Genomic DNA, 18,622 nt, shown 5'->3' with positions numbered 1-18,622 from the left:
GCGCACTGTGGACGGTGCGGAGGTCGACCGGTTGACTGTCGACGGGGTGGGTTCGATAGCGCACCTGCTGCCGAGGTCACGCGGTCGGTGCGGCATCTACGAGCTGACCTTCGCCGACGGCGAGCGGTACGTGGGGCAGGCCGTCGACGTGGTGGCCCGGTTCGGCATGCACCGCCAGAAGTGGCACGACATCGTCGAGATCGCCTTCCGGCGCGTACCCCGCGACCGGCTCGACGACGAGGAGCGGGAGCAGATCCGCAGGCGGGAGTCGGCCGGGGTGCGGCTGCGCAACGTCGTGCACACCGCCGGCCGGCTCGGCGCCGCCGAACTGGACCTGATCCTGCCCCCGTCGGAGCAGGAACGCTGGCTGGCCGGCGACGAGCCCTGCCCGATCCCCCTCGCGCTCCGCGAGGGGGACGCCGACCTGCGCCGCCGGACCCGCCACCAGTTCGACCGGCTGCGCGCCGACGCCCGGTTCACCGACGGGATGGCCCGCCTGATCGGGGCGTACCTGCGCCTCACGATGCCCGTACCGGAGCAGACCGAGCGCGACTTCTGGACACTGACCGCGCTGCCGGGTACCAACTCCGCCAGCTTCCCGCGCCTGTTCACCGTCTCCGTGCACTCGCTGGAGACGCTGTTCGTCTGCCACGACCGGCGGCGGCCGCAGGATCTGCACATCCGCCTGAACGTCGACGAGGCTGCGGCTCGGTCACAGCTGCGCACCCGGCTCCGGCTGCGCGCGATGGGCGCGGCCCGAGCGCACTACCGGGTCCGGCCGGGCGTGCTGGCGCTGCGGTTCGGATCGGTCGACGCCGCGTACGACGCGCTGACCCGGCCGCGGATCGTCAAGGCGGCCCGCCGGCTCAACCTGGACCTGATGAGGAAGGGACCCGCGCTCAACTGGAAGACCCACTGCCCGGACCTCGTCCGGCACGTGCTGTCCGATTGAGCACGGGAACCGCTCACACCACGTCGGACACCCGGGTCAGGTTGGTGCGCTGCCAGTCGTGGTCGCCGAGCGAACGAGACAGCAACTGGATGTTGCCGTTCGCGGCCGTGTAGGTGATCTGGAGCCGGTCGCCGCCCAGCCACACCGACAGCACGCTGCGCCCCACCGGCGGCATCCCGTCGATCTGCACCCGCTCGGCCTGCCACGCGTCACCGTCCCCGGTCAGCTCCCACAGGCCGCCGTCGAAGTCGGCGAAGACCAGCAGCCAGCCGTCGGGCGCGCCGTCCACGCCGGGCAGCCGCTGCACCGCCGACGCGCTGCACTCGGGCAGGCCGAGTTCCGCGGTCAGCGAGCGGGTGTGCCAGGCGCCGTCGTCGCCGACGGCGTACATCCGGATGTCCTGCCGGTGGTCGAGGCCGAAGACCCGGTGCCGCTCGCCGGCGCGGTGTTCGCCCCAGACCGGCATCATGGTCAGCGGTAGCGGGTTCTCCGCCTGGGTGGCCCAGGTCAGCGAGATCTGCCCCCAGCCCTCGGGGCCCTCCCACAGCATCCGCAGGTGCTCCTCGGCGTCCCGGTAGATGATCACGTCGAGGCCGGTGACGCCGTCGACGTACCCGTAGGGCGTGCCGTCGGCCGCGACCGCGCCCTCCACCGACACGTCCTGCCAGACCCAGCCCTGGCCGGGCGCCTGGGACAGCCGGATCGTCCGGCCGTCCGTGGCGCTGTAGACGACCCGCTGGGTGTCGCCGTTGCGGTAGGCGTGCGGGCCGTACCGCACGGCGGGCGGGCCGCCGCTGTCCTGCGTCAGGTCACCCCACCACCACTGGCCCTGGTCGTACCAGATCTGGTGGACGTGGCCGCCGTCCCCGGCGTAGACGTACGACGGCACGTCGTCGTGGGCGAAGAACGGCGACGGGGCGCTGCCGCGGGCCATCCGGGGCGCGCCCACGTCCGCGGTGAGCCGCGTCCACGTCCACCCGTCGCCCGACGGGTAGTGCACCACGAGGTGCCGCTCGCAGTCGGAGTACGCGACATGATCCACGCCGGGCAGCACCCGGATGCCGACGCCGTCGGTGAACGGCAGCCGCCCGTACATGGCGAACAGGCCGTTGCGGTCGTCGGACTTGGGCACCCGGTACCAGCTCGCGTTGCGGTGCATCACGTTGCCGCTCTTGCCGTGGTTGAGCCCGAACGCGTGGCCGATCTCGTGCGTGGCGACGTGCCGGAAGTCGGGCCCGTGCAGGTCGACGTCGAAGTACCCGTGCGCGTCCCAGTTGATCTTCCGGTTGAAGATGACCGGAAGTTGGCCGCCCGTGTCCGGCCAGCCCGGAGCGGCCCCCCACTTGGTCACCGCGTAGACGGTCCGGAACCAGCCGGTGTCGTGGAACACCGGGTCGTCGCCGACGGAGAAGACGATGTCCGCCTGCGCCGGGTCGAAGACGCGGGTGAACTCGAACGGCCCGTACCAGTTCTCGCCCAGCACCTCGCGCCACACGTCGAACGACACCTGGATCAGCTCGTGCTTCAGCGCGTCGGTGAACTCGTCGCGGGCGTACGGCATCGTCATGTCACCGAGGTGGTACGTCAGGTTCGTGTGCCGGAAGTGGTGTCCCTCCAGGACGAAACTCGCTGCCGCCGGCCGGTCCGGGGTGCCGCAGCCGGGCGCGGTCAGGTGGGCGGCGGTGACCGCGTCGGGCCGCCCGGTCACCGGCAGCTCGTGGAACGTCTGGTACGCCCGGATCGCCGTGCCCAGCCCGGCGGCGGGGGCGAAGCCCGCCTCGGTGAGCAGCGTGGCGACGGCGTCCAGGGGCAGGTCCGCCACGTCCGGACGGATCAGCGACACGGTGCCGTCCGCCACGTCACCCACGTACGCCGTGCCGTCGGCGGTGACCGCCACCGCGTACGGGCCGTGGCCGGTGGTGACCGGATCGAGCGTGCGCGGCGCGTACGGGTTGGTGGTGTCGACGAGCTGGACGCCCTTGTCTGTCGCCAGCCACGCCCGGGACAGTCCCGGCACGGCCGCCAGGTCGCGGACGCCGGCCGCGCTCCCCACCGCGCCGAGCCGCCGGCCGGTGTCCGGGTCGTGCACGCCGACCAGCGGATGCACGGTGCCGCCGCCGAGCGAACCGAGGTAGATCATCCCGTCGTGCGCGACTGCCAGCTCTCCCGGCTGGAGGTGGGCGGGCTCGACCGGCGCCACGGTGAGCGTGCCGTCCGGGCGCAGCACGGCGAGCGCGTCGTCGGCGGGCACGAGGCCTTTGACGTACAGCGCCGCGTAGACGGTGCCGTCCGGGGCCACCGCGAGGCGGTTCGGCGCCGACGGCAGCGACACGAAGCGCCGCCGGGTGGTGTCCGCCAGCTCGATGACCTGCAGGCGTTTGTGCGCCCAGTCGGCGACGTACAGCAGGTCGGCGACCGGGTCCACGGCGATCGCGATCAGCCCGAAGCCGATCGGGATGTCGGTGACCGTCCCGGTGGCCAGGTCGCACCGCGAGACGCTGTAGCTCTGCACCCCCCGGTTCATCACGTACGCCTGCCCGCGTCCGGGGTGCCAGGCCACCGCGCGGGGCTCATGGCCGACCGGCAGGGACGGGCGGACCGGGGCGAGGGTACGGGGGTCGAGGACGTGCAGCCGGCCGGCGCCGGACGCGGGGTAATGGGCGACGAGCAACGCCGTGCCGGTGTCGGTGACGGCGTGCACCGAGCCGGGGTCCCCGGGGGTGCCGAGGGCGACCTGGAGCTGAGGTGGTGGGGTGGGGGCGGGAGTGGTCATGACGTTCTCCACTGGACGTGAGCGCTTCGCGACTCACCGTAGGACTATGTGCCTGACCTGCGGATTCTTCGTCGTTGATCCGGCAGTGTCGATGTGCGGGGCCTTGCCGAGATCCGTTCACGAGCGTAGGAAGAACACCACCGTCCGATGTCGAAGGAGACGCGCGTGCGCACACCCCGACGGCTCCGTCTCGCCGTGTCCGCGCTGGTGACCGCGTCGGCCGTGCTGTTCGGCTCCGGGGCCGCCGCGGCGCCGTCCGCGCCTCCCGCCCCGGCCGGGAACCGGTCCTGCGACCCGATCGACCCGGCGGCCTGCCTGCTGCCGTTCCCCAACGACTACTTCACCGTGCCGGACCGCAGCACGCCGACCGGCAAGCGGGTCCGGTTCGCGGCCTCCGCGATGCCCGCCAACGTGCTCGGTGTGCCGATCGCCCCGGCGGAGTGGAACCGGCAGGACGGGTTCAGCCCCGGCTCGCCGATCCTGGCGCGCGTACCCGGCCTCGACGCCGCGCGGACCCGGATCGCGCCGGTCACCGACGTCGCGCGCTCGCTCGCGCCGGACGCGCCGATCGTGCTGCTCGACGCCCGCACCGGGCGGCGTACGCCGTACTGGGCCGAACTGGACGCGCACGCCGCCGGCAACCCGGACCGGCAGGCGCTGATCATCCGGCCGGCGGTCGCGCTGACCGAGGGCACGAGGTACGTCGTCGGCCTGCGCGGCATGCGCGACGGCGACGGCGCGCTCATCCCGGCGCCGAAGGCGTTCCGCGCGTACGTCACCGGTGCCGGCCTGGACCGGCGTGACCCCCGCGCGCTCCAGATGAAGCGGATCCTCGCCGACCTGACCCGGGCCGGCGTCAAGCGGCACAGCCTCTACCTGGCCTGGGACTTCACCGTCGCCAGCCGGCAGGGGCTGACCGGGCGGATGCTGGCGGTCCGGGACGGCGCGTTCGCCGCGCTCGGCCGCCGCGCGCCATCGTTCACCGTCACCCAGGTCACCGACTACACGCCCGAGCAGGACCCGCTGATCGCCCGGCAGGTCACCGGCACCGTCGCCGTACCGTCCTACCTGACCGGCGACGGCGGGCCGGGCTCCCGGCTGCACTACGGGCCGCCCGGCGGCGACGGCACCCCGCCGACGCCGAGCGCCCTGCCCACACCGTCCGGCACGACGGTGGCGGCCGACTTCGTCTGCAACATTCCGCGCAGCGCGTCCGCCACGAGACCGGCGCACCTCTCGCTCTACGGCCACGGTCTGTTGGGCCGGCCGACCGAGATCAACGCCGGCAACGTCAAGACCATGTCGCAGACGTACGACTTCACCTTCTGCGCGACGAGCTGGATCGGGATGGCCGCCGCCGACGTCCCGTACGTGGCGGGTGCCTTCACCGACCTCAGTGCCTTCCCCGCGGTGGCCGACCGGCTCCAGCAGAGCTTCCTGAACTTCCTGTTCCTGGGCCGGACGATGATCCACCGCAACGGGTTCGCCGCCCACCCGGCGTTCCGCGACGCCGCCGGTCGGCCGCTGATCGACGTGGCCGGCGGGCTGCACTACGACGGCAACAGCCAGGGCGGCATCAACGGCGGCGCGCTCACCGCCATCGCCCAGGACTGGACTCGCTCCGTGCTCGGCGTGCCCGCGATGAACTACTCCACGCTGCTGCAACGCAGCGTCGACTTCGCCCCGTTCCAGACCGTCCTGGACGGCTACTACCCGGACCGCATCGACCAGCAGATCGTCTTCGGCCTGCTGCAGATGCTGTGGGACCGGTCCGAGGCCAACGGGTACGCCCAGCACATGACCGACCGGCCGCTGCCGCGTACCCCGGCGCACCGGGTGCTGATGCACGTGGCCTTCGCCGACCAGCAGGTCTCGACCGTCGCGGCGGAGGTCCAGGCGCGCACCATCGGCGCCCGGCTGCACACCCCGGCGCTCGCCGACGGCTGGTCACCGGACGTGCGGCCGTTCTGGGGCATCGCGCCGATCCGCAGGTACCCGTACGCCGGCTCGGCGATGGTGGTGTGGAACAGCGGTGCCGCGTACGCGCCGCCGCCGACCAACCTCGCGCCCGCCGGACCGGAGTACGGCGAGGACTCGCACGAGTTCCCGCGCGCCCAGCCCGGGGCCCAGCGGCAGAAGGCGGTGTTCCTGCTCACCGGGAAGGTGATCGACGTCTGCGCGGACGGCCCCTGTCCGTGACGCGCCCGGCCGGGCGTGCCGCGCGGCACGCCCGGTCAGTCCGGCGGGGGAGTGTCCCCGCCGAGGTGACCGAGGACCCGGCCGAGCTGGGCGGCGTACGCGTCGAGGAACTCGGGTGAGCCGGCGTCCAGACCGGTCAGCCGGCGGACGACCTGTGGCAGCACCGTCGGCGCCATCGCCGCCGCGAAGAACGTCAGCACCACGTACGCCGGGTCCAGGTCGGCGGACAGCTCGCCCTCGCGCTGCCGGCGGCGTACGTCGTCGACCATCGCCGTGAAGTACGCCTGACTGTCGCTCTCGTCGTCGTCGGCGTCGGTGGTGCCGGCGTCGGCCAGTCCTTCCCAGACGAGCAGCCGCGCCCAGGACCGCTGCGTCGCGCCCAGCCGGACGAAACCGGCGACCACGTCGGCCAGCGGCTGGTCGGGCCGGGCGGCGCCGCTGGTGCTGCGCCAGCGCTGGTGGAGGGCCTGGTAGAGGCCCTCCTTGCCGGCGAAGTAGTAGGAGATGAGCTGCTGGTTGACGCCCGCGCGAGCGGCGATCGCGCCGGTGCGGGCGCCCGCGAAGCCGTATTCGCCGAACTCGACGAGCGCCGCGTCCAGGATGCGCTCGCGCGTGCGTTCGGCGTCGCGTCTGCGCTGATCGCCGCTGGGAGACCGCCGTGACATGCCGAAGATCCTATCAGTGTCACCTGTCTGCCTGATTTATTCAATCAGATGGTTGACATACTGACTCGCGCGAATGACCATCGGGTCATGGAGAACCTGACCGTCATGATCATCGGGGGCGGCGTCGGCGGCCTGTGCCTCGCGCAGGGCCTGCGCCGGGCGGGCGTCGCGGTGACCGTCCACGAACGCACCCGGGCCCGCACCGACTGGTTGCAGGGCTACCGCATCCACATCAACCCCGACGGCGCCCGCGCACTGCGCGCCTGCCTCCCGGCCGCGAACTGGCAGGCGTTCCTGGACACCGTCTCGGTGGACGGGGGCGGCTTCGCGTTCACCACCGAACAGCTCACCGACCTCGTCCGCCTCACCGCCGACGAGATCGCGCCCAGCGGCGACCCCGGTGAACGGCACTACGGCGTCAGCCGGATCAGCCTGCGTGAGGTGCTGCTGTCCGGTCTGGACGACGTGATCCACCTGGGCCGGGAGTTCACGCACTACGAGACGACGGCCGACGGCCGGGTCACCGCGCACTTCACCGACGGCGGCAGCGCCACCGCCGACGTGCTGATCGGCGCCGACGGCGCCAACTCCCGGGTACGCCGGCAGTTGCTGCCGCACGCCCGCCGGATCGACACGGGCGTCGTGGCGATCGCCGGCAAGCGGCGGCTCGACGGCGCGACGCTGCCCCGCGCGCTGACGCACGACACGAACCTGGTGATCCCACGGGACCGGGGGTCGCTGTTCACCGCCGTGTGGCATCCGGACCGGCGGGTCGTCGTACCGGATCGGGACGCGCCGGCGGAGTTCCTGCTGGACAACGCCGCGCCGTTCGTCCTTTGGGGCTACTCCGACGTGGCGGCCGCCTTCCCGGCGGACGTCGAGTCGCTGACCGGGGCGGACCTGCGGCGACTGGTGCTGGCCCGCATCGACGGCTGGGCGCAGGCCCTGCGGGACCTGATCGACGGCTCCGATCCGCTGACCGTGAACGCCCTGCGGCTCCGCAGCGCCACGCCGGTCGACGCCTGGCCGACCACGTCGGTGACGCTGCTCGGCGACGCCATCCACAACATGACGCCGATGGCCGGCATCGGCGCCAACACCGCGCTGCGTGACGCCGAACTGCTGTGTCACCGCCTCACCGAGGTCGCCGCCGGTGGCTCCGCGCTGCTGTCGGCGCTGCGGGACTACGAGCGGCGGATGCTCGACTACGGGTTCGCCGCGGTACGGCAGTCGCTGCGCAACGCCCGCCAGGCCGGGTCGGACAGCCGCCTCGGCCGGGCCGCCTTCCGCACGATGATGCGCCTCGCCGGCGCGGTGCCACCGATGCGCCGCCGGATGGCCGCGCAACTCGGCCGGTGATGCCGCCGCCGGGTGCGAGGGATCGCGGTCACGCTCCCGTGTAGGCGAACGCGGCCCAGTACCTGGGATCGACGTAGGGGCGGTCGCCGGCCTCGCCGGCCGGGTCGGCATCGGGCAGCACGGCGGCCAGATCGGTCCGCGTGGCGGTACGGAGCCACAGCTGGGCACGGTTGAGCGCGACCGCGGGCTCGCAACCCTCCTGGCGCCACAGGCGATAGAACATGATCATCAGATATGTGGTGGCGAGATCGTCGACAGACCACGCGGTCGCGATCACCCCGGCGAACCCGATCTGGATCAAGGCGGACGGCAGCCCGACCGCCTCGTTGGGCAGGGCTGATCCACTGCGGTTGGTCTGGCAGGCGGACAGGACCGCCAGACGGCGGCGGCTCGGCTTCAAGGTCCGGCGTAGCTCCTGGAGCGTGACCTGCCGGTCCGCGAAGTACAGCCTGCTGTCCATGATCGAATCACTGTCGACGCTGCCGTGGCAGGCGATGTGCCACACGGTGTGTTCGTCAGCTGCGGCGTGGAACTCCGCCCACGTGCAGCCGTGCCGTGGCCATGTCGGTCTGCCGTTCCAATTGCGGGTGATCTCGGCGGTCTCCCGGCCCACATACCGAAGGTGTTCGCCTGCGCTCGTGCCGTGCCCGTCGGGCACGTCGATGGCGAGCAGTGTCTGCTCCGGGCCGGCGAGTTGTCGGACCGTGCTGCGGCATCGTCGTAAGCTCCGGACGTTCGGCGCGTACCGGATCGCGGAGAACTGTCCGACGTGACGCCACTCGGTGTCCTCGTCACCAGTGATGCCGGGCACGCCGGCGGCATGCAGCGGCAGGAGGCTGAGGAGGCCGACGGGCACCAGCGTGACCACCTCTCCCCTCGCGCTCCACAGGACGACGTCCCTCAGCCCTGCCTCCCAGAGCGTGCGAAGCGCCCCGGCCGTCCGGTCGACGCTTCTGGCTTCGAGCGGTTCGATGTCGCGGAGCCCGGGCAGGAGTGGGCTCGTCCGCCGAGCGACGGTGCGCCCGAATGCCGTCCCGTCCCCGGCGGCCACGTTGCGGACCAGTTCGGCGACCGTGGCGCGGTCCAGTTTGGGGAGGTCGACGTACTGCGGGTCGTGCCGTGCGGCGACCACGAGCGCGTACCCGCCGGCCTTCGCGGCGCCGAGGTAGACCAAGGCGCCGTCGTCGGTCTCGGCGGCGATGGTGTCGTAGTCGGCGAAAAGGGCGAGCGGGTCTGCTCCGGTCACCGCCGCGACGCGCCCGGCGACGTCACGGAGGTGCGACCACGACTGCCGTAGATCGGGGGACGAGAGACGCGTGCGATCGTCGAAGTCCTCGACGGCATGCGTGTACTCCTCCGCGAGCTCCGCCCGGCCGGCCGCTCGGAGGCGCTGGAGCACCGCCGCGTCGTCCCGGCCGATCACCTCGGTCAGTCCCACCGCCCGGCCGGTCTCCAGCGCGAGCACCGCCTCCCGGTAGCGTCCGGTGCGGGCCAGCCAGTATCCGGCCTCCTCGGCGTACTCCTGCGCGGCGGCGAGGACCCGTTGCTTCGCGCGTGCGCCGTACCGCGTGACAGCGTCCTGGGAGGCCAGATCCACCAGGTGCTGGTACGCCTCGGCGGCGTACTCGGGATCACCGGTGCCGACAGCCCACTCCGCCCATGCCACCGCCAGGCGGGCCCGCGCCGCAATGGTCCCGGAGACATGCATGGACTCGCGCCACGCCCGGTGCCGGTGCTCGTCCTTCGTAGTGTCGGCCAGCGCGTCCAGGGCGGACAACGCCTCTTGGAGCAGTTGGCGATCGTCGGCGTCAGGGTGGTGCCAGGGGCGGCGCCGGCCATTGATCAGGCGCACCGCTTCGCGTATGTCGCCGTCGGCGGACGGAGCCGCGGACGACAGGGCCCGCCGCAGCAGCAGTCTGGCCAGAGCGGTGTCTGCGGCAGTGGTACGGCGCCACGGACGCAAGCCGGCGGCGCGGCCTGACCGGCACCATCCGATGCCCTCGTCGAGTCGATGCGGACGGCAGCCCGCCACGACCAGTCCGAGCGTGGCGAGGATCTGTGGCCGCAATGCCCGGGAGAGCCTGTCCTCGGCCTGCGCGCCGATCGTCAGTTCCGCGACTGCCGCATCGAGGTCCCCGGTCAGTACGTTGCGTCGGCCCCGCAGCAGACGTACGAGACCGGTGCTGGAACCGGCGAGGTCGAGCCGGTCGATCAACTGATCGAGCGGCGCGGTGTCGCCGTGGGTCTCCGCCGTGGCAATGGCTGCTTCGGCGACAGCGAGGACGTGGTTCTCGTCGGTCAGGGCTTCGGCGGCGAGGTGCGCCGTGTCTCCCGTTGTCGCGTGCCTCGAGCGGAAGACACGCGGTGCCAGGACGGGCGGCATGCCCTCCACGAGTGCGGAGGCCGATGACCTGTTCCGTTCGAGAGCGGCACGAGTGTCGTGCAGTGCCCGCATCTCGGCGATGCGCCGAAGGTCGCGGTGATGGTCGTTCATCAGGACGCCGGAGATGCGGTCCGCGACGTCGCGTAGCGCGGTGAGCAGTGCGTTCTCCTGCGGGTGGCCGAGCGAGGATTCGCGCTTCAACACCGTCAGGCACATGGATACGTAGCCGCGAGCCGCCGTCCGCGTGCTGTTGTCCTCGTCCACGTTCCGGGTGTCGATGAACGGATGAAGGCTCAGCAGGTCATGTATCGCGAGGTCGAGGTCGTCGAACACGCTGGCGACCAGGACCAGCTCGTGCAGACTCCACAACGTGCGGTTGAAGCCCTCGGTGCTCTGCCAGCGCGGCGGCCGGGCCTGACGGTGCGCCAGCCACGCCCGGCGGGCGGCGGCCGGGTCACCTCGTAGGTGCGCGTCCTTGTACGCCCAGACATGCCGCTCGACCTCGGCCGTCCACCGTTGGGTGTCGTCCGAGCCGTTCAGGTCGTGCCTGATCCGATGTCCCCTGGCCTCGTGCGCCCACGGCTCCTCGAAGGTGGGGTCGGTCGCCCTTCCGCACAACGGACACGGGTGCGGCCACGACCGGGGCGCCGGTGTGTCACCGGTCCCGCAGCCGTCGTTGCGGCACTCCCAACCTCGTACCTCCGCCTCGGGTGGCGCCAGGTATCCGTAGGAGGTACGTGGCGGGCGTCGAACCAACGCGGCAACCGTCCTCTTCGCGTCGCCGGCACCGACTGCCGGTCCTCATCGGTCTGCTGACGGACAGCTGTCCGTCAGCACCGGGCATGGCATTCTTCCGACGACCGCCCAGCTCGCCGTTTCCGGACGACATGGTGCGGTGGCTCGATCTCTTCGGCCGGTACTCGTTCGACGTGCACGGCAGCGGCATCGACGACAGCGGCATGTGGGACCGCTTCGGATCGCTGTACGAGTACGCGACCAGCGACCGGGAGGGCTTCCTGGCCGCCCTGGGCGATCTCGTCGCCGACGACGAGGGCGGTTTCGCGACCTTCGGTGCGGCCCGGCTCGTCTGGGAGATGTTCAGCGGGGACGCGCTGACGATTCCCGCGGCGTTGCCGCTGATCGACGCGGGCATCGCCTTCAAGGCCTCCCGAGGGCTTCCGGTCTTCCTGCTCACCGGTTACGAGCAGCAACGGCTCCAGCAGATCCGCGCACAGCGCGGCTGAATCCGTAGTCGGCGACGACGTCATCCGATCGCAAGGAGGAAATGAAAACCGTGGAAGGTCTAGTCTGCTTCGGCATCGTGGCCGCACTGATCGGCTTCTTCGTGTGGCAGTTCATCGAGACGCGGAAGGCCGTCGCTACCACGGTCGTCGACACGACGTGCGATCCCGCCCAGGCGGTCGAGGTCGTACGAGAGGCGTTCGGCGGCCCCCGCAGCGTGCTGTGGACCGGCACGAGCGGTCCGGGAATGATCAATATGCGGCGACGTGGGATGCGGGGTGGTATCACGATGTCGATCGACATCGAACCACACCCGGGCGGGGGTTGCCGGGTGGAGATGTGGGCGTCGAGAACGGTCGAGTACCTGGGGATCCTGGTGAACTTCGCCGGTGTCGTAAACCGGCGGAAGACCGTGATCGGGCGGCTGCTGGCCGATGCGGAGAGCACGGGGGCGACGGGCAGCGTAGGACGGTGACACCGGAGCGGTAGGTCCCGCTCATTCGCGGAGGGCTGTAGGCCCTCCGCGAATGAGCGCCTACTCGACCGGAGCACCCGGCTGGTGCACCACCGCCGTGCATCGGGACCCGCGATGCTAGCCTGCCCGTCTGGTATGGACAGTCTTCTCGACCGGGTTCAAGAGTGGATCGATGACGGATGGTTCGGGCGCCCGGCGTCCGCGGCACCACGCAGCGTCCGGGGCCACTCCCGTGACCGGCACCCGAGGTGGTCGCGGGTGACCCGGTCCGTACGGGCAGCCGCCCGGGCCGCGCTCGCCGCCGTCGTCGCGTCGGCGGTGCTCGCGCTGACGCCCCTCCCGGCGTCGGCGGCCCGCCCCGGCGGTGAGCCGGTCAAGTTCTACACCGTCGAGACGGCCCACCAGGGCGAGCCGGAGAACCTCACCGAGATCGCGGAGCGGTTCCTCGGGGACGGCGCGCGGGCGGCGGAACTGTTCGCGCTCAACAGCGGGCGGATCCAGCCGGACGGCGGCACCCTCACCGACGGTGTTCGGCTCCGGGCCGGGTGGGTGCTCGTGCTGCCGTGGGACGCGTACGGCAGCGAGGTCCGCCAGGGCGTCCCGCCGGCCCCTAAGTCGGCGCCGGGCACGTCCACGCCGGACGAAAGGCAGCGCACCGCCGACGGTGACGCGGTCGCCCGCCCGCCGAAGGGGTGCCGCACCGTCGCGACGTCGCGCGCCACGTCATCGTGGGCCGGTCCGCGCGTCGCCGCCGACCGGGCGTGGGCGCACAGCCGGGGCCGGGACCAGCTCGTGGCAGTCGTCGACTCCGGTGTCGCCGGCGGCCTGGCCCCGCTCGCCGGCCGGGTGACGACGGGCGTCGACCGGGCGACCGGCGGCGCCCGCGGTGACACCGACTGTCTGGGCACCGGTACGGCGATGGCCGGGCTGATCGTGGCGCAGCCGGTGAAGGGGTCGGCGGTGGCCGGCGTCGCGCCCGACGCGGCGGTCATGCCGGTCCGGGTGGCGGGCAGGACTGCCGGCGCCTCGGCCGCGGCCAGCGCGGCGGGCATCCGGGCGGCGGTCGGCTCCGGCGCCTCCGTCATCGCGCTCGGGCCGCAGGTGGACCTCGGGCAGGCCGAGGTGGTGACCGCCGTCAACGAGGCGGTCGACGCGGGCGTGGTGGTCGTGGTCGGCGCCGCCGGCGAGCAGGAGCCGGCGGATCCGGACGTGCCGCTGCACGAGGCGGTGCTGCGCGTGGGCGGGATCGGGCCGGACGGGGGTACCACCGGCAGCTACCGGTCCGGGGGCGTGGACGTGGTCGCGCCGGCCGTCGACGTGACGAGCCTCGGCATCACCGGCACCCGGCCGGTGACCGGCTCCGGCACGCACCACGCAGTCGCGTACGTGGCGGGGCAGGCGGCGCTGATCCGGTCGGCGTACCCGGACCTCGACCCGGCGCAGGTCCGCAACCGGGTGCTGAGGACGGCGAAGACCACCGGCGGCGTCGCGCCGGAGATCGACCTGACCGCCTCCGTCACCGCCGTGCTGCCCGAGGAGGCGCCCCGGGCGCAGGCGGCCGAGCAGGCGTCCGGCTCCACGGCTGGGATCGGCCGCCGGGCGGCGTTGCTGGCGCTCGCGGGGCTGGCGGCGCTCGCCGCCGTCCTGCTGGGCCTGCGCGCGCGCCGCCGGGCGGGAGCGGGCGACGATGCCGGATCATCCGCGGCGGCACCGGGCGCCACGACTGCCGGGTCCGCAGGCGCGGTCCCGGTGGAACCCCCCGTGACCCGTGTGGATCCAGCAGTCCCCGAGGCGGCGCTCGCCGAGCAGGCCGGCCCCGACCGGGCCTACGCCGCCCCGGCATCCGCCCGGCCGATTGTCGCCGCTGCCGAGTACACCGGGCCCGCCGACACCGGGTCGACCGCCGGCGCCGTGCCGGCTGACCCCGCCCCCGAGGACACCGTTCCGGGCGACACCGGGCCGGCCGTGACGGCGGCGGTGGCGGAGCTGAGCCGCGACCCTGCGCTGCGTCACCTGGCCGCCGACGAGGCGGGGATGGCGTACCTGGCGGAGACCCGGCCGGAGGCGCGCGAGAAGGCGCTCATCGGCCTGGTGCCGGGCATGGACGACGAGACGGTCGCCGCGCTGCCGGCGATGGTGACGGCGCTGCCCGGCACCGACGAGCAGGAACAGTCGCTCACCGGTGTCCTGGTGGACGTCCGGCGTCACCTGCGCGGCGACCCGCTCGCGCTGGACCGGGCGCTGGTGCGGGCCGGGAAGGTCCGGTGGCAGTCCCAGTACGAGCTGGCCGAGCACGTGGCGTCGTACGCGCGGCAGTATCCGGAGCTGGCGCGGCTCGCCACCGCCATCGCCGAGACCCGCTGGTCGAGCGGCGCCCAGGAACCGGCGCGGGGCACCTGACCAGACCGGCCGGTCAGAGCACCACCAGTTCCTGGGCCAGCATGTCGGTCCACGTGCGCCGGGTGAAGTTGCAGCCGGTGTGCGCCACGAACTCCTCCAGGGTGCGTACCGGCCCGATGCCGAGCCGGTCCACCGGCGGCGTGTGCAGCATGTAGAGCACCCGGCGGCGGCTCAGCTCCTCGTAGCGGGCCCAGTCGGCCTCGACGTGGTCGCTCCAGTGCCGCGGCCTGTCCTGCCGGATGTAGTAGTGCCAGGTCAGCACCTCGGTGGGGTGGAACAGGTCGTAGCCCCACGTGAAGGCGCGCAGAGCCAGGGTGATCTCCTCGCCGTGGAAGTAGATGCCCGGGTCGTAGGGGACCTCGGTGACGAACGACCCGGGTGCGAAGAGGAACCCGGCGGCCAGGAACAGCGCCGGCTTGGGCGGTACGCCGGGCGCGGCCCCCTCGATCAGGCGCTGACCGAAGACCGGTACGCCGACGTTCGTCCAGTCGCTGACGACGATCTCGGCGGGCGCGCCCGCGCCGGTGAACTCCTGATCGGGCTCGTAGCTCGGCGGGTACGCGGTCAGGACCGGCTTCGCCGCTCCGGTCTCCCGCGCCATCCGGATCATCCGCACGTCCCAGTCCGGCGCGAACCGGGTGTGGCTGTCCACCTGCAACAGCCAGTCCTCGCCGCGGTACTGCTGGAACGTCCTGTCCCGAGCCCAGCAGGCGCCGCGGCTGTCCCGGGCGTCGTACTCCTGCACGTCCACCTGCGGCAGGCCCCGGATGGCGGAGATGTCCTCGTCGCCGAGGTGCTGCCAGCACACCGCGATGCGGACGTCCTCCGGGTGCGCGGCCTTGGCCAGGCAGTCCAGCACCGTCGGCACCAGTTCCCGGTCCCGGTACGACGCGATCGCCACGAAGATGGTCACGCGTGGGCCTCCGCCGGGACGAGGGCGTACGACTGGAACAGCAGCGCCAGCGCGCGGTGCTCGTCGGCGGGGTCGGTGGCCGGCAGCAGGTCGCCGCGCGACCGGATGTGGGCCAGCAGGTTCGGCTCGGGCGCCAGCCCGTACGCCTGGAGGTAGTAGGCGACGGACTCGGGCCAGAGCCAGCGCCCGTCGGTGCGGTAGGTCATCGGCACGACCAGGCCGCGTGCGGGCTCCACCACGTCGGGCCCGCGTGCGGTGGTGGCGAGCACCGGCGTGCCCGCCTCCAGGTACGCCGCCGCGCGTGCGAGGTCGGTGCCGGACAACCGCTCCCGGTCCGGCGCGAAGCGCGCGCCGTCGTCGTCCACCTCGTCGAAGACGCGGGCGATCCGCAAGGGTTCGGTGTCCCGGTCGGCCCAGAGCAGCGCGCCGGACCGGCGGGCCGCGGCCGCGTACGCCGGGAGCTTGTCGCCGGGGCGGTACACCTCGACCAGCGGCGCCGAGATCCCGGCCCCGGCCAGCGCCCGCATCACTGTCGCCGCCGTCGCGGCCTGCGGGCCGGCGGTCTCCAGCACGTACACCGGCGCGGGCGGGATCGCCGCGGCGGCCCACTCCGGGGCGATCCGCCATCCGCGCCACAGCGCCACCGCGCCGGGCTGCTGCCGGACCGCCGCGACCGCGACCCGGTCGGTGTCGTCCATCAGGCCGTCGCGGCCGGTGAGGTCGGCCGGCGGCGGCACCCGCCCGCCGAAGACACGCGGATTCGGTACGGCCGACGCGAACGTGAACGGCAGGTCGACAGGTCCGGGCGGCTCGGGAAGGCACACCGTGCCGGTGTCGGCGAGCCGGAGCCGCGCCTCGGCGAGCGTGGCGTCCGGCACCCGGCCGCCGAGGTGCAGCAGCGCGGTGTGCAGCTCGTCCTGCTCCGTCATTCCCGGCCTCCTCGCGTCCTCGTCGGCGGGCGCATTCGACCACGGCGGCAGCCGGGAGCGCCGGGCCGCGCGCGGGCTCGTGCCCGAGAAACACCGCGACCGGGGCCGTTCGTGCATCCGGTCAGAGCGCGCCCGCGCGTACCAGGGCGGCGAGCGCCCGGTGGACGGCGACCGCGCCGGCCGGTTCCGGTGGGTCGGCCCGGCAGCGCCGCAGGTGCCGCAGCAGGCCCTCGTCGGCCATCGCGCCCTCGTCGAGCAGCCGGTCGGCCACGTCGGCCGGCCAGACCCAGGCGCCGTCGGTGCGCAGGTGCGCGGTCAGGGCGGGCGCCGACCGCAGGTGGGTGACGAACGCGGCGACCTCGTCGTCGTCGACCGGCAGCCGGGCGTCCCCGCCGGCGGCCAGGCGTACCTCGCCGGGCGGCTGCGGGGCCCAGATCAGCGCGGACCGGGACCGGGCCGTCCACTGGTACGCGGGCAGCGGCAGATCGGGCCGGTACACCTCGACCGGCGCGTCGTGCCCGGCGTCGGAGAGCGCCCGCTGTGCCCGGTCGGCGACGGCGGGCAGCTCGTCGTCGGGCACCGTGGCTTCGACCAGGTAGACGCGCACGGCGTCGACGGTGCCGTCCGGCTCCCGGGTGATCCGCCAGCAGCGCCACACCCCGGTGGTGCGGACCGGGTCCAGCACGTCGAGCAGCACCAGGTCGAGGCCGTCCACGGTGCCGCCGGCGGTCTCGTCCACCACCGGTGGCCCGGCCGTCGCGTACAGCGGCAGGTCGACCGGCGGGAACGGGACGAACACGGCCACCGGATCGGCGTCCACCTCCTCGTCCGCCGCCGGGCCGGGCAGCGGCGTCTGCGGGGGCAGCAGCCTGGCGAGCGCCGTGATCTCCGCCGCGGACTGCGGGAACGCGCCCAGCAACCCGGCCGCGCAGGCGCCGTGGTCGCCACGGGCGAGCAGGGTACGCAGGCCGGCGAGGTCGTCGTCCGGGATCCGGCCGGCGGCGCGCAGGCAGAACAGGTGCAGAAGGCCGGTGCTCATCGCGTCGCCGCCGTCTCGCGCAGGAACGCGGCGGCCAGCCGGGCGGGCGCCGGGCCGCCGGGGTTGACGAGCACGTCACGGTCACCGGCCACGGCGGCCAGTCCCGCCAGGTCGAGCAGCCGCCACCCGGGCGCGGGCACCGGTTCCCGGTGGGGTTCGCCGGTCGCGACCACCACGCACCGCTCGTCGTCCGGGGCGTGGACGACGAGCGGCCGCCCGTCGCCGTTCACCGCCAGGTGCAGGGTGGACGCGCGTAGCACCGCCCGCAGGTGTGCCGGCCGCACCGCACCGGCGGCCGCGATCAGGCGCAGCACGGCGTCGAGCGGGTCGGTGGGGGAGTCCGGGAAGTGCCGGCGGTAGTCCGGGTTGCCCCGGAACTCGCCCACCTCGCCGTCCTCGCCGACCTGCCACACCCCGAGGACCGCCTCGAACGGCGGCTCGTCGTCGCCTGCCGGCCACTCCGGGTCGAGCAAAAACACGAACTCGTCGTCGCTCATCCGCCGGTGTCCTCGTCCGCGTACCGGAGCGCGTGCCAGACGAGCGCGGCGGCCAGCCGTACCGGCTCGGTGCCGTCCGGGTCGACCAGGACGTCGATGCCGTCCGGCAGCAGTTCGGCCAGCTCGACCGCCTCGACCCGGCGCCACTCGGGCGCGAAGGTACGCGCGCGCTCCTCGGCCGTGGTCGCCACCGCCACGCACGGCTCGTCGTCGAAGGAACGGACGACGAGCGGACGACCGTCGCCGTTCATCGCGAGGTCGAGCCGGGCGACGCGCAGCGCGGACTGCACCTGCTCGATCGTGGCGTCACCGCGCATCATCCGGCGCAGCAGCACGCCGAGCGGCTCGGCGCTGTCGGTCATGGTTCCTCCAGGTGGCGGCGGCCCGCCGCGAGGGTCACGGCGGGCCGTCCGTCCGGGGCTCAGGCGAACGGGTCCGGTGCGGCCGGGACCGGCACCGCCGGCAGCCCTTCCCGCGCGGCGTACTCGTTGAGCCAGCGCTCCAGCGGCGGACCGGACGGCGCCACCCACGGCTCGGCGCCGTTCTTCGGTACGACCAGCGGTCCCACCGCGAGCGCGTCCAGAATGCTGCCGGTCTCGGTGGCCCGGACCGTGTTGAACGGGTACACCCAGCACCACTCGTACTCGGCCGGGGCGTCCGGGGCGAGCAGCGTCAGCGGCTGCTCCGGGTTCTCCAGCCCGCGCAGCGCGGCCTGCGCCCGGTTGCGGGCGTCGTCGGCGTTCATCGGGTAGTCCTTGTCTGTCGATGGTGGTCGGACGGTGCCCGCCCCGGCCGC

15 protein-coding genes are annotated in these 18,622 nt (G+C 73.4%); 6 read left to right on the top strand and 9 right to left on the bottom strand.

Annotated features, from left to right (window positions below):
- Positions 1–7: 7 nt before the first annotated feature.
- The gene (locus O7546_RS17875; RefSeq protein ID WP_194802767.1) at positions 8–952 is read left to right on the top strand and encodes a GIY-YIG nuclease family protein; all 945 of its coding nucleotides are present in this window, start codon (positions 8–10) and stop codon (positions 950–952) included.
- A gap of 13 nt (positions 953–965) precedes the next feature.
- On the opposite strand, the gene O7546_RS17870 is transcribed toward O7546_RS17875, so the two are convergent.
- A complete protein-coding gene (locus tag O7546_RS17870; protein ID WP_281599561.1) occupies positions 966–3,725 on the bottom strand; it encodes a matrixin family metalloprotease in 2,760 nt (919 codons plus the stop codon).
- Between the two features lie 165 nt (positions 3,726–3,890).
- On the opposite strand from O7546_RS17870, the gene O7546_RS17865 reads away from it, so the two are divergent.
- Positions 3,891–5,924: a hypothetical protein gene (locus tag O7546_RS17865; RefSeq protein ID WP_194802769.1), complete on the top strand. Its 2,034-nt coding sequence runs from the start codon at positions 3,891–3,893 to the stop codon at positions 5,922–5,924.
- A gap of 35 nt (positions 5,925–5,959) precedes the next feature.
- Here O7546_RS17865 and O7546_RS17860 read toward each other — a convergent pair whose 3' ends face one another.
- A complete protein-coding gene (locus O7546_RS17860) occupies positions 5,960–6,589 on the bottom strand; it encodes a TetR family transcriptional regulator (protein WP_194802770.1) in 630 nt (209 codons plus the stop codon).
- Between the two features lie 87 nt (positions 6,590–6,676).
- Between O7546_RS17860 and O7546_RS17855 the strand changes: the two genes are divergently transcribed.
- Positions 6,677–7,948 carry an NAD(P)/FAD-dependent oxidoreductase gene (locus O7546_RS17855; protein WP_269697224.1) on the top strand — a complete coding sequence of 424 codons (1,272 nt, stop codon included), beginning with the start codon at positions 6,677–6,679 and terminating at the stop codon, positions 7,946–7,948.
- A 28-nt stretch (positions 7,949–7,976) separates the two neighbouring features.
- Here O7546_RS17855 and O7546_RS17850 read toward each other — a convergent pair whose 3' ends face one another.
- Positions 7,977–10,664, bottom strand: a complete 2,688-nt coding sequence (locus O7546_RS17850) for a CHAT domain-containing protein (protein WP_281599558.1) — start codon at positions 10,662–10,664, stop codon at positions 7,977–7,979.
- 509 nt (positions 10,665–11,173) lie between these two features.
- Between O7546_RS17850 and O7546_RS17845 the strand changes: the two genes are divergently transcribed.
- The 3 genes from O7546_RS17845 to O7546_RS17835 all read left to right on the top strand — a co-directional run bounded on the left by O7546_RS17845 (position 11,174) and on the right by O7546_RS17835 (position 14,448).
- Positions 11,174–11,575 (top strand): hypothetical protein, encoded by a 402-nt coding sequence (locus O7546_RS17845; RefSeq protein WP_194802773.1) that lies wholly within the window; start codon positions 11,174–11,176, stop codon positions 11,573–11,575.
- A gap of 41 nt (positions 11,576–11,616) precedes the next feature.
- Complete coding sequence (locus O7546_RS17840) at positions 11,617–12,048, top strand: hypothetical protein (RefSeq protein WP_194802774.1); 432 nt, start codon at positions 11,617–11,619, stop codon at positions 12,046–12,048.
- Between the two features lie 258 nt (positions 12,049–12,306).
- Positions 12,307–14,448: a S8 family serine peptidase gene (locus tag O7546_RS17835; RefSeq protein ID WP_281599555.1), complete on the top strand. Its 2,142-nt coding sequence runs from the start codon at positions 12,307–12,309 to the stop codon at positions 14,446–14,448.
- A 13-nt stretch (positions 14,449–14,461) separates the two neighbouring features.
- Here O7546_RS17835 and O7546_RS17830 read toward each other — a convergent pair whose 3' ends face one another.
- The 6 genes from O7546_RS17830 to O7546_RS17805 all read right to left on the bottom strand — a co-directional run bounded on the left by O7546_RS17830 (position 14,462) and on the right by O7546_RS17805 (position 18,571).
- Entirely contained in the window at positions 14,462–15,361 is a 900-nt protein-coding gene (locus O7546_RS17830) for a GlcNAc-transferase family protein (protein ID WP_269697222.1), read from the bottom strand.
- The gene (locus tag O7546_RS17825) at positions 15,358–16,290 is read right to left on the bottom strand and encodes a hypothetical protein (RefSeq protein WP_194802777.1); all 933 of its coding nucleotides are present in this window, start codon (positions 16,288–16,290) and stop codon (positions 15,358–15,360) included. Before O7546_RS17825 ends, O7546_RS17830 begins: the two co-directional genes overlap by 4 nt.
- 121 nt (positions 16,291–16,411) lie before the next feature.
- Positions 16,412–17,329, bottom strand: a complete 918-nt coding sequence (locus O7546_RS17820) for a hypothetical protein (protein ID WP_281599552.1) — start codon at positions 17,327–17,329, stop codon at positions 16,412–16,414.
- On the bottom strand, positions 17,326–17,826 hold the full coding sequence (locus O7546_RS17815) for a type VII secretion system-associated protein (RefSeq protein ID WP_281599550.1): 501 nt from the start codon (positions 17,824–17,826) through the stop codon (positions 17,326–17,328). Before O7546_RS17815 ends, O7546_RS17820 begins: the two co-directional genes overlap by 4 nt.
- Positions 17,823–18,188, bottom strand: coding sequence for a hypothetical protein (locus O7546_RS17810; protein ID WP_194802780.1), 366 nt, complete (start codon positions 18,186–18,188; stop codon positions 17,823–17,825). The genes O7546_RS17815 and O7546_RS17810 overlap by 4 nt, the downstream gene beginning before the upstream one ends.
- Positions 18,189–18,247: 59 nt before the next feature.
- Positions 18,248–18,571, bottom strand: a complete 324-nt coding sequence (locus tag O7546_RS17805; protein ID WP_194802781.1) for a YrhB family protein — start codon at positions 18,569–18,571, stop codon at positions 18,248–18,250.
- Positions 18,572–18,622 lie beyond the last annotated feature (51 nt).

The sequence above is a fragment of the Micromonospora sp. WMMA1976 genome, from assembly GCF_027497335.1.
GTDB classification, from domain to species: Bacteria; Actinomycetota; Actinomycetes; order Mycobacteriales; family Micromonosporaceae; genus Micromonospora; species Micromonospora aurantiaca.
Note: the sequence above shows the minus strand (reverse complement) of the source record. Positions and strands in the feature narration are given on the sequence as shown.